Source organism: Cryobacterium shii, from assembly GCF_004402595.1.
Lineage (GTDB): Bacteria > Actinomycetota > Actinomycetes > Actinomycetales > Microbacteriaceae > Cryobacterium > Cryobacterium shii.
Window position 1 is genome coordinate 68035 of record NZ_SOFY01000077.1, and the last position, 10564, is coordinate 78598.

The window sequence follows — 10564 nt, forward strand, 5'->3', positions numbered from 1 at the left end:
GGCACCGCCCGGCGATTGGTCGGGCCCAGTCCGCCTGATACCGATTAGATGGGGGGATGGATTCGAAGTATCGGTTCTCAGCCGACGTTGCAGATATAGACCGTGACCAGGTGCACCGCTGGATCAGCGGCCAGTCTTACTGGGCTCCCGGGAGGTCACGTGCCAGGCAGGATGCAGCCATAGACGGCTCACGAAACTTCGGCGTCTACGACACTGAATCGAAGAGGCAAGTCGCCTACGCCCGGGTCATTACGGATGGAGTGACTTTTGCATGGCTCTGCGATGTGTTCGTCGACCCCGAGGTTCGCGGCCTCGGCATTGCCGGGGTCCTCATCGCGGGAGTCCTGGAAGTGTGCGAGCCGCTCGGTCTGCGGCGCATCGCTCTCTCGACCGATGATGCGCACGGCTTGTATTTCAAGTCCGGGTTCACCGCTTTGGGTATCCCCGAGACGTGGATGGAACGCATCGGCAACTTGAGCGCTTAGTCATCGGCAGACCAGAAACGCCACGGCTTCGGGTTGAGAACTCACCGATGCCGGCCCGCCAGGTTGGGTGTTGCGAGGGAACCAGGAACGCGTCAACTACTTCATAGTCCGACTGTCCTACCCGGCACGCCGCTGGACCCATCTGGTGGGCCAGCGACGCATTCCCCAGATCGTGCAGGATCTTAACTTGCCCGCACGGTTACCTTTCCCGACCAATTGGCGTTGATGGTTACGCTCCCAAGGGTTTCTGTGGAGCCCTCGAAACGGCCATTGTGGCTAGAACCATCAGTCGGTGCGGCCTCGTTTGGACATCAGTAACTCCGCGGCCGGCACGTAGAACAGGACAGGCACCAGCCGGGCGACGCTTGTCAGCCACCCCGTCGGAGAGAGCGGTCCCTCCGCAGGCACTACCGCGAAGCCGCAGAGTAGGGATGTGATCGCACAAAGAACAGCAATCCAGCCTAACCACTCGGGAAAGGCCCGGCGGGTGAGTGGGAGGGCGGCCGATCTCCCCGCAGTGCTCGGTGAGCCAGGGCGGTAGCTGTGCACGAAGCTATGAGACTCAGCGTCCGCGAAGTGATGAGATTTAGTGTCCACGATGTCACGAAATATCACACCAACTCGCCGGACTGCCGCTACCATCAAGCGCTACTCGCCACCTTCGCCATCGGCGCCTCTACTGGATCCCTGCGCGAATCTGACGCACCTAACGATCGAGTGATCGGTTTGGCTTCCAGCGGAAGTCGCGGGCCGATGGCGCGGCTACGCGCGGCCTGCAAAGCCGAAGTTGTTCCGATTTGATCGCGGTTGTCCGAACTAGGTGGCAAAAGTCCGAACTAGCGTGTCACACGACACAATGTGCCCCCAGGCAGATTCGAACTGCCGCCCCTGCCTCCGGAGGGCAGTGCTCTATCCCCTGAGCTATGGGGGCCAGGGAAAACACTAGGTTATCAGCATCTCGGAGCCCGATGTGCCGCATCGAGTTCCACGGATGCGTCCGAGCCCGCCCGGCATGCCGCCCGAACTCGACCGAAAGTGTCGAACTCGGCGGCGGTCGAGCCGGTCAAGCCGGTTACTGCAGGTTGGCCAGTGCCGCGGATACGACCTTCTCGGCGTCACCGGGCTCACCGAATACCGGCGAACTCAAGGTTACCCAGTAGGTCTCTGTGAAGACCTGCACCTCGCCCTTGCCGCCGGAGGTGCCGAAGTAGCCCTCCACGGCGGGCGGGGTGCCGTAGGTCGGCACGATCTGCCCGGCGGAGGCGGCCGTGTTCTTGAGCTGGTTCAGGAGCACGTCGTTCGGCTGAGCCACCGAGATCTCGATCATTTCGCCGCTGGTCTGGTTGAGCAGGCCGCAGGTGAGTCCGTCATACTCGACGGCCTTCTTAGCGAGAGCACCGCCCGGTTTGAAGTCGGGCGCCGTTCCGTAGTTCGGGTTGAACTCATACACATCGTCGAGCGTGAGCACCTGGTCGCAGGCGAGCGTGACCGGGGTGCCAGAGGGGGTCGGCGTCGGCGTCGGGGCAGCCGAAGGAGTCGAGGTCGCCGCCGCGGTCGCCGACGCCGTGGCTGTGGCTCCGGGGGTCTTCGCCGGCGCGGAATCTGAGGAGCAACCGGTCAGCGCCACCAGCGCGACCGTGCCGGCGGCGAGGAGCAGGCCGGCACGCAGGCGCCGCTCCTGACGGAACGTGGGCGCAAGAAAGTCATTCACGGGTTGACTTTACCAAGACGGATGCCCGCAACCCGGCCGGTCAGGACCGCGCCGGGTAAGATCGGTCTTTGTGACTCCCGCTGAGCTTTCCCAATCCCTGTTCGACCTCATCCTCCAGTTGAGCGAGCGTCGACGCGCGGCCGGAACCGAGGTGGCCGACCTCGGCCTGACCGTGGCGGACGTCACCCTGGAACGGCCGAGGAACCGCGACCACGGCGACTGGGCCTCCAGCATCGCGATGAAGATCGCCAAACCCCTCGGCGCCAGCCCGCGTGAAATCGCCGCGGAACTCGCCGCCGGCCTCGAGCAGCTTCCCGACATCGCATCCGTCGACGTGGCCGGACCCGGCTTCATCAACATCCGTCTCGAGGCGGCCGCGGCCGGCGCCCTGGCCAGGACCATCGTCGAGGCCGGCCCCGCCTACGGCACCGGACACCTGTACGACGGCATCAGGATCAACCTCGAATTCGTCTCGGCGAACCCCACCGGCCCCATCCACATGGGCGGCGTGCGCTGGGCGGCCGTGGGCGACAGCCTGGCCCGCGTGCTGCAGGCCGAGGGCGCGGATGTCACGCGCGAGTACTACTTCAACGACCACGGCTCGCAGATCGACCGCTTCGCCCGCAGCGTCCTCGCCGGCTACCACGGCGAGGCCACCCCGGAAGACGGCTACGGCGGAGCGTACATCGGTGACATCGCCGACCAGGTGGTCGCGAAATACGAGGGCGACATCGCAGTGCTGGCCCGCGACGAGCAGCAGGAAGTCTTTCGCAGCGTCGGCGTCGACCTGATGTTCACCGAGATCAAGGAAAAGCTGCACGGCTTCGGCGTCGACTTCGACGTGTACTTCCACGAAGACTCCCTGCACGAGTCCGGCGCGGTCAACCGTGCGATCGAGCGGCTGCGTGAACAGGGCCATATCTTCGAAGAAGACGGGGCCATCTGGCTGCGCACGACCACCTTCGGAGACGACCGCGACCGGGTCATCATCCGTTCGAACGGGGAGCCGGCCTACATCTCCGGTGACCTCGGCTACTACCTCGACAAGCGCGAACGCGGCTTCGACCAAAACCTGATCATGCTCGGCGCCGACCACCACGGTTACGTCGGCCGCATGATGGCGATGGTCGAGGCGTTCGGTGACGTGCCCGGCGTCAACCTGCAGATCATGATCGGCCAGATGGTCAACCTGCTGCGCAACGGCGAACCGGTGCGGATGAGCAAGCGGGCCGGCACCATCGTGACCCTCGACGACCTCGTCGACGCCGTCGGCGTGGACGCCGGGCGTTACTCCCTCGTGCGCTCCAGCAGCGACACCCAGCTCGACATCGACCTCGACCTGCTCGGAAAGCGCACCAACGAGAACCCGGTGTTCTACGTGCAGTACGCCCACGCCCGCACCTGCTCGGTGGCCCGCAACGCGGCCGCCGCCGGTGTGGAACGCACGGCGTTCGCGCCCGAGCTGCTCACCCATGAGAGCGAGTCGGCCCTTCTCGGCGTGCTGCAGGAGTACCCGCGGGTCGTGGCCCAGGCCGCGGAACTGCGGGAACCACACCGCATCGCCCGGTACATCGAAGAGGTCGCCGGCTACTACCACCGCTGGTACGACAACTGCCGGGTCATCCCGCTCGGTGACGAGCCGATCACCGACCTGCACCGCACCCGGCTGTGGCTGAACGACGCCACCGGCCAGGTCATCCGCAACGGCCTCGGCCTCCTCGGCGTCGCCGCCCCGGAGCGCATGTAACCGTGGACGCGAGTGCCAGGAGAACACGGCGCCGAGGCCTCGGCGCCCAGATCGTGGTCGGTCTGAGCCTGCTCGGGCTGGTCGCGGCCTTCTTCTTCGTCGACGCCGGGATGCGCGGCTACGCCGAACGCCAGGTGAAGCAGGAGATCGCCTCGAACCTGCCGAAGACGGTGACCGGCGACGTGTCCGTGTCCATCGGCGGGCTGTCGGTGATCTGGCAGTACCTGGCCGGCAGCTTCGACCGGGTCGACCTGAAGTCCTCGGCGCTGAGCGTGGACGGCGTGCCGGCATCCGTGCATGTGGTGGCGACGGATGTCCCGCTCGACCGCTCCCGCCCCGTGGGCGACGTGCGCGGCATCGTCGACCTCGGCCCGGCCGCCCTGAACACCCTGCTGAGTGACTCGCTGCTCAGCGGGGCGGCCGACGCCGGCCTCGAACTCGGGCAGGACGAGGTCAGCTACACCGGCAGCATCGACCTGCTCGGCTTCCCGATCGACTACCGGGCCACGGCCAGCCCGACCGTGGACGCCGGCTCCGTCCTGCTCAGGCCCACCGGCGCCCGCATCACCTCCGGCGCCGGCGGCTTCGACGTCGGCGACCTGCTCTCCCAGGTGATGGGCGAGAAGCCGGTCCGGATCTGCGTGGCCTCGTACCTGCCCGACGGAGTCACCCTGTCCGGTGTCACGGTCACGCCGGAGCGGGCCCGACTCACCCTCCAGTCGAGCAGCCTGACCCTGAACCGCGCATCGCTCACGACCCTCGGCAGCTGCGCGGGCTGAAGTCCCCCATATTGAGGCCTGACAGTTCGGGCCGACCGCCGTACCCTTGGTATACCCGCTGATCGCGTTCCTTGGTCGAGGAGGCATCATGACCCTGCTTCGCATTCAACACCCCGTGCCCGACTACGACCGTTGGAAGCGCGCCTTCGACCTGGATCCCGCCGACCGCAAGGCATCCGGCGTCATCCGCTACACGATCCTGCGGTCCCGGACGGATCCGAAGTTCCTCATGATCGACCTCGAATTCGCCACGCCGCTCGAAGCCGAGAAGCTGCTTCTGAAGATGCGCCGCCTCTGGAGCACCAGTGGGTCCAGCGTGATGAGCGACCCCGAGGCGTGGATCGTCGACATCGTCGAAAGCGTCGAACTCGGCTGATCGCCACACGAAGACACGCGATTCGGCGCGGACCCGGGGCGTTCGCTAGAATCTTGGCAGGTCCCTCGCGTACAGACGCAGGCATCCTTTCACTGGCTTCAGGGACCAACCCGGGTTCGCTCGCCACTCAGTGAGACACCCACTCGACTCTTTCCCGTGAGGTTTTCACCCGTGGCCACCAACCCGCTCGCCCCCGACTGGCTCGGCCTTCCCGACGACGCCAACGCGCTCGCCCGGGGCCTCTGGCCGGCCACCCTCCTGCGTGCCCCCGAGGGCGAACTCGTCATCGGCGGCGTTCCCGCCTCGGCCCTGGCCGCCGAATTCGGCACACCCCTGTATGTGGTCGACGAGACGGATGCCCGCGCTCGCGCGGCCACCCTGCGCGAGGCATTCGAGGCCGAGTTCGCCCGCATCGGCACGACCGTGCACATCTATTACGCCGGCAAGGCGTTCCTCTCCACCGAGGTCGCCCGCTGGATGCTGGCCGAGGGCCTCAACATCGACATCTGCAGCGGCGGGGAACTCGCGGTCGCCCTCGCCGCGGGAACGCCGCCGCACCGCCTCGGCTTCCACGGCAACAACAAGTCCCTGACCGAGATCGACGACGCCTGCCGCCTCGGAGTCGGCACCATCGTGATCGACAGCCCGGTGGAGATCTCCCGGGTCGCCGAGGCCGCCGCCCGGCACGGCGCCCGCCAGACCGTGCGCCTGCGGGTGAACAGCGGTGTGCACGCGCACACGCACGACTTCCTCGCCACCGCGCACGAAGACCAGAAGTTCGGGGTCGCGCTCGAAGACGCGCCCGCACTGGTGGCCCGTATCCGCGCCGAACCGAGCCTGCGCTTCCTGGGTCTGCACTGCCACATCGGCTCGCAGATCTTCGGCGCGGACGGCTTCGCGGAGTCCGCGTCCCGGCTCCTGGCCGTGCACGCCGACCTGCTGGCCGGCGGGCCCGTGCCCGAAATGAACCTGGGCGGCGGCTTCGGCATCGCCTACACCTCCGCCGACACGCCCACCCCGATCCGCGAGCTCGCGGCCCGCCTGGCCGACATTGTCGCCGCGGAGTGCGCGGCCCGCGGCATCCCGGTGCCCGTGGTCGCGTTCGAACCGGGCCGCGCCATCATCGGCCCGGCCGGAGTCACCCTCTACGAGGTCGGCACCACCAAGGCCGTCAACCTGGGCGGCAACACGCGCCTGTACGTCAGCGTGGACGGCGGCATGAGCGACAACGCCCGCCCGGCCCTGTACGGCGCCGACTACACGGTGCGCCTGGCCAATCGTTCCTCGCAGACCGACCCCGTGCTGGTGCGCGTGGCCGGCAAGCACTGCGAGAGCGGTGACATCGTCGTCGACGCCGACTACCTCCCGGGTGACGTGGCCCCCGGCGACCTGGTGATGGTGGCCGCGACCGGCGCCTACTGCTGGTCGCTGTCGAACAACTACAACTTCGTCGGCCGGCCCGCCGTGGTCGCGGTGGCCGGCGGCATCCCACGGATGCTCGTGCGCGGCGAGACCGTCGCCGACCTGCTCGCCCGCGACACGGGGTTCTCACCGGCGGCCGACCCCGCCGACACCCGACCGAAGTCACCGAAGTCACCGAAGTCACCGAAGGAACCCGCCCGATGATCGAATACCGCAATCTGCGCGTCGCCCTCCTCGGTGGCGGTTCCGTCGGCGCCCAGGTGGCCCGGCTGCTGCTCGAGCACGGCGAGGAACTCGCCAACCGGGTGGGTGCGAGCCTGGAGTTGGTCGGCATCCTCGTGCGCGACCTCGACGCCGAACGCACCGTCGACCTGCCGCGCGAGCTCTTCACCACCGACGCCGAGACCCTGATCCTCGGCGCCGACGTCGTGATCGAGTTGATGGGCGGCATCGAGCCGGCCCGCAGCTACATCCTGATGGCGATCAACTCGGGCGCGGATGTCGTCACCGCCAACAAGGCGCTGCTGGCCACGCACGGCCCCGAACTCTTCGCTGCCGCCGCCCAGGTCGGCGCGCAGCTCAACTACGAAGCGGCCGTGGCCGGCGCCATCCCGATCGTTCGCCCGCTGCGCGACAGCCTCGGCGGCGACCAGGTCAACCGCATCCTCGGCATCGTCAACGGCACCACCAACTTCATCCTCGACCGGATGGACGTCGAGGGCGACACCCTCGAGGACGCCCTCCGCCTCGCCACCGAACTCGGCTACGCGGAGGCCGACCCGACCGCCGACATCGAGGGGTTCGACGCGGCGCAGAAGGCGGCCATCCTCGCCAGCCTCGCCTTCCACACGACCGTTCCGCTGGAATCGGTGCACCGCGAGGGCATCACGGCGATCACCCCGGCGCAGATCGAATCGGCTCGGAAGGCCGGCTACGTCGTGAAGCTGCTCGCCATCTGCGAACGCCTGGTCGACCCGGAGACCGGACTGCCCGGCGTCTCCGCCCGGGTCTACCCGGCCATGGTGCACCGCAATCACCCGCTCGCCGCCGTGCACGGCGGCAACAACGCGGTCTTTGTCGAGGCGGAGGCCGCCGGCAGCCTCATGTTCTACGGCGCCGGCGCCGGGGGAGTGGAGACAGCCTCCGCCGTGCTCGGCGACCTGGTGTCCCTGGCCCGGCGGCACATCGCCGGCGGCCCGGGAGTGGCTACCTCCACCCACGCCGACCTGCCCGTGCTCGACATCGGCAGCATCGCCACCCGCTACGCGGTCACCCTGGAGGTCACGGACGAGCCCGGCGTCCTCGCCGCCCTGGCCAGCGTGTTCAGCAACCACGGTGTGTCGCTGGCCCTGGTCGAGCAGTCCATGACGCAGGCCACACCGCGCACCGCGAATCACGCGGCCGTCCCGTCCACGGCTACCCTAGTGATCGGAACGCACGAGGCCAGGGAGTTGGCACTGGCCGCCACCGTGCGCGATCTCGCGGCCCACAAATTCGTCACCAATGTCGCATCCGTTTTGAGAGTTGAAGGAGTCTGATGTCCAGCGAACGAGAGTCCCTGCCGAACACCGCCGTGAAGACGGCTTCACGGCAGTGGCGCGGCGTGCTGCGCGAATACGCCGACCGCCTGAACATCACGGATGCAACGCCGATCATCACGCTCGGCGAGGGTGGCACCCCGCTCATTCCCGCTCCCGCGCTCTCCGCCCGCACGGGTGCGAAGGTCTGGGTCAAGTACGAGGGCATGAACCCGACCGGTTCCTTCAAGGACCGCGGCATGACCATGGCCATTTCCAAGGCCGTGGAGGATGGCGCCAAGGCCGTCATCTGCGCCTCCACCGGCAACACCTCCGCCTCGGCCGCCGCCTACGCGGCCTACGCCGGCATCCAGGCCGTCGTGCTCGTCCCCGAGGGCAAGATCGCCATGGGCAAGCTCAGCCAGGCCATCGCGCACAACGCGCAGCTGCTGCAGGTGCAGGGCAACTTCGACGACTGTCTCGACATCGCCCGCGACCTGTCCGCGAACTACCCCGTGCACCTGGTCAACTCGGTCAACCCCGACCGCATCGAGGGCCAGAAGACGGCGGCCTTCGAGGTCGTCGAGGTGCTGGAAGACGCCCCGGACATCCACATCGTCCCCGTCGGCAACGCCGGCAACTACACCGCGTACACGCGCGGCTACACCGAGGAACTCGAGCGCGGCGCCACCACGAAGCTGCCCCGGATGTTCGGATTCCAGGCTTCCGGCAGCGCCCCGATCGTGCTCGGCCACCGCGTCGACCACCCGGAGACCATCGCCAGCGCCATCCGCATCGGCAACCCCGCATCCTGGGACCTGGCCCTGGCCGCCCGCACCCTGACCGACGGGTACTTCGGCGCGATCAGCGACGAGAAGATCCTCGAGGCCTACCGCATCCTCTCCGCCGAGGTCGGCATCTTCGTCGAGCCCGCCTCCGCGATCAGCGTCGCCGGCCTGCTCGAGCGGGCCGAGGCCGGACTCATCCCCGCCGGCTCGACCGTGGTGCTCACCGTCACCGGCCACGGCCTCAAGGACCCGCAGTGGGCCCTGCGCACGGCGGATGGCTCCGACGTGAAGCCGACCATCGTGCCGGTCGACACCGCCGAAATCGCGAGCGTCCTCGGGCTGGTTCAGAAATGACCATCGCCGAGGCCGTCTCCGGCCGGTCGGCGCTGGCCGGTCGCTCCGTCACGGTGCAGGTCCCGGCCACCACGGCTAACCTCGGCCCGGGTTTCGACACCCTCGGCCTGGCCCTGGCGCACTACGACCACCTCGATGTCAGCGTTCGGGACGAACCCGGCGTCTTCGTCGAGGTGCAGGGCGTGGGCGCGGGAGAGGTGCCGACCGACGAGACCAACCTCGTCGTGCGCGCCATCATCCACACCTTCGCCGCCTACGGCCAGGAGCTTCCGGGCCTGAACCTGGTCGCGCACAACGTCATCCCGCACGGGCGGGGCATGGGCTCCTCGGGCGCCGCCATCGTGTCGGGCATCATGGCCGCCAAGGGCCTGCTCGAGGGCATCGTCGATATCGACGCGGAGGCGCTGCTCGCCCTCGCCACTGAGATGGAAGGCCACCCGGACAACGTCGCGCCGGCGCTCTTCGGCGGTCTCACCATCGCCTGGATGGCCCCGGAGGGACCGCGGCACAAAAAGCTGATGGTGCACCGCGGCGTCAAGCCGCTCGTTTTCGTGCCCGAGCACGCCATGTCCACCGCGCTGGCGCGCAGCCTGCAGCCGGAAACGGTGCCGCACGAGGACGCCGTCTTCAACGTGTCCCGGTCGGCCCTGCTGATCGCCGCGCTGATCCAGAGCCCGGAACTGCTGCTGGCAGCCACCGAGGACAAGCTCCACCAGAGCTACCGCGCCGCCGCGATGCCCGAGACCAGCCGTCTGATCACGCTGCTGCGCGACCACGGCTTCGCCGCCGTCGTCTCCGGCGCCGGTCCGTCGATCCTCGTTCTGGCCAGCGACCCGGGCCAGCGTCTCGTGGCCGCGGATCTGGTCGCCGCCGAGTCGGAGACGCCGTGGCAGGCTCTCATGCTCGCCGTCGACTCCCTGGGCGCGACGGTCACCCGCACCGACGCCTAAAGCCCCGCGCCTCCGTCCCGCACCCCACGTCCAACCTTCGTCCGAGCGCCTTGAACCAATTCGACGGAGATGTTGCTCTAGATAGGCGATTTTCGGGGTTTTGACTCTGATTTGGGCAAAATCTCCGTCGAATTCGTTCCGGGCGGGGAGGCTCGCGGGAGCAGGGGGTGCGGGACGGGGTAGGAGACGCCGGGACACGCCGGAGCTCCGCGTGTCCGCGCGATCTGTCGGTTCTGCTAGAGTCAAGGGGTACCCGATGGACACGCTTAACGCGCGAGTCCCTTCTCCGGTGCATTCCCTGTAACTCACTGCTATCGCATCATCTATGCGTAGCTGTGTGTGTTCACTTCAATCCACATCATTTTGGGATTGGACCACCCGCAGCGCGTGAGACGCTGCAACAGCTTCCCTGGTACGCACGTATGTCGCCAGGGG

General features: G+C 67.9%; 9 protein-coding genes and 1 tRNA gene. 8 read left to right on the forward strand and 2 right to left on the reverse strand.

Going from position 1 to position 10564, the window contains the following annotated elements; translation table 11 throughout:
- Nucleotides 1-56: 56 nt before the first annotated feature.
- A complete protein-coding gene (locus tag E3O49_RS14305; protein ID WP_134368140.1) occupies nucleotides 57-485 on the forward strand; it encodes a GNAT family N-acetyltransferase in 429 nt (142 codons plus the stop codon).
- Between the two features lie 859 nt (nucleotides 486-1344).
- Here the strand turns inward: E3O49_RS14305 and E3O49_RS14310 are convergent.
- Nucleotides 1345-1416: transfer RNA gene (locus tag E3O49_RS14310), tRNA-Arg, on the reverse strand.
- Nucleotides 1417-1557: 141 nt separating this feature from the next.
- Entirely contained in the window at nucleotides 1558-2196 is a 639-nt protein-coding gene (locus E3O49_RS16625; RefSeq protein ID WP_160141119.1) for an iron ABC transporter ATP-binding protein, read from the reverse strand.
- Nucleotides 2197-2266: 70 nt separating this feature from the next.
- On the opposite strand from E3O49_RS16625, the gene argS reads away from it, so the two are divergent.
- The 7 genes from argS (at nucleotide 2267) to thrB (ending at nucleotide 10129) form a co-directional block, all read left to right on the forward strand.
- Complete coding sequence (argS, locus tag E3O49_RS14315; RefSeq protein ID WP_134367635.1) at nucleotides 2267-3943, forward strand: arginine--tRNA ligase; 1677 nt, start codon at nucleotides 2267-2269, stop codon at nucleotides 3941-3943.
- Between the two features lie 2 nt (nucleotides 3944-3945).
- Complete coding sequence (locus E3O49_RS14320) at nucleotides 3946-4722, forward strand: LmeA family phospholipid-binding protein (RefSeq protein WP_134367637.1); 777 nt, start codon at nucleotides 3946-3948, stop codon at nucleotides 4720-4722.
- A gap of 88 nt (nucleotides 4723-4810) precedes the next feature.
- Nucleotides 4811-5098 carry a hypothetical protein gene (locus E3O49_RS14325; RefSeq protein WP_134367639.1) on the forward strand — a complete coding sequence of 96 codons (288 nt, stop codon included), beginning with the start codon at nucleotides 4811-4813 and terminating at the stop codon, nucleotides 5096-5098.
- Between the two features lie 171 nt (nucleotides 5099-5269).
- Nucleotides 5270-6724: a diaminopimelate decarboxylase gene (gene lysA, locus E3O49_RS14330; protein ID WP_134367759.1), complete on the forward strand. Its 1455-nt coding sequence runs from the start codon at nucleotides 5270-5272 to the stop codon at nucleotides 6722-6724.
- Nucleotides 6721-8058: a homoserine dehydrogenase gene (locus tag E3O49_RS14335; RefSeq protein WP_134367641.1), complete on the forward strand. Its 1338-nt coding sequence runs from the start codon at nucleotides 6721-6723 to the stop codon at nucleotides 8056-8058. Before lysA ends, E3O49_RS14335 begins: the two co-directional genes overlap by 4 nt.
- Nucleotides 8058-9179 carry a threonine synthase gene (gene thrC, locus E3O49_RS14340; RefSeq protein ID WP_134367643.1) on the forward strand — a complete coding sequence of 374 codons (1122 nt, stop codon included), beginning with the start codon at nucleotides 8058-8060 and terminating at the stop codon, nucleotides 9177-9179. Before E3O49_RS14335 ends, thrC begins: the two co-directional genes overlap by 1 nt.
- On the forward strand, nucleotides 9176-10129 hold the full coding sequence (gene thrB, locus E3O49_RS14345) for a homoserine kinase (protein WP_134367645.1): 954 nt from the start codon (nucleotides 9176-9178) through the stop codon (nucleotides 10127-10129). The genes thrC and thrB overlap by 4 nt, the downstream gene beginning before the upstream one ends.
- Nucleotides 10130-10564: the final 435 nt, after the last annotated feature.

What these genes read in the sequence shown, in the direction of transcription:
- E3O49_RS14305 (WP_134368140.1), top strand. Translation starts at nt 57, where the DNA reads ATGGATTCGAAGTATCGGTTCTCAGCCGACGTTGCAGATATAGACCGT.
- E3O49_RS14325 (WP_134367639.1), top strand. Translation starts at nt 4,811, where the DNA reads ATGACCCTGCTTCGCATTCAACACCCCGTGCCCGACTACGACCGTTGG.
- E3O49_RS14335 (WP_134367641.1), top strand. Translation starts at nt 6,721, where the DNA reads ATGATCGAATACCGCAATCTGCGCGTCGCCCTCCTCGGTGGCGGTTCC.
- thrC (WP_134367643.1), top strand. Translation starts at nt 8,058, where the DNA reads ATGTCCAGCGAACGAGAGTCCCTGCCGAACACCGCCGTGAAGACGGCT.
- thrB (WP_134367645.1), top strand. Translation starts at nt 9,176, where the DNA reads ATGACCATCGCCGAGGCCGTCTCCGGCCGGTCGGCGCTGGCCGGTCGC.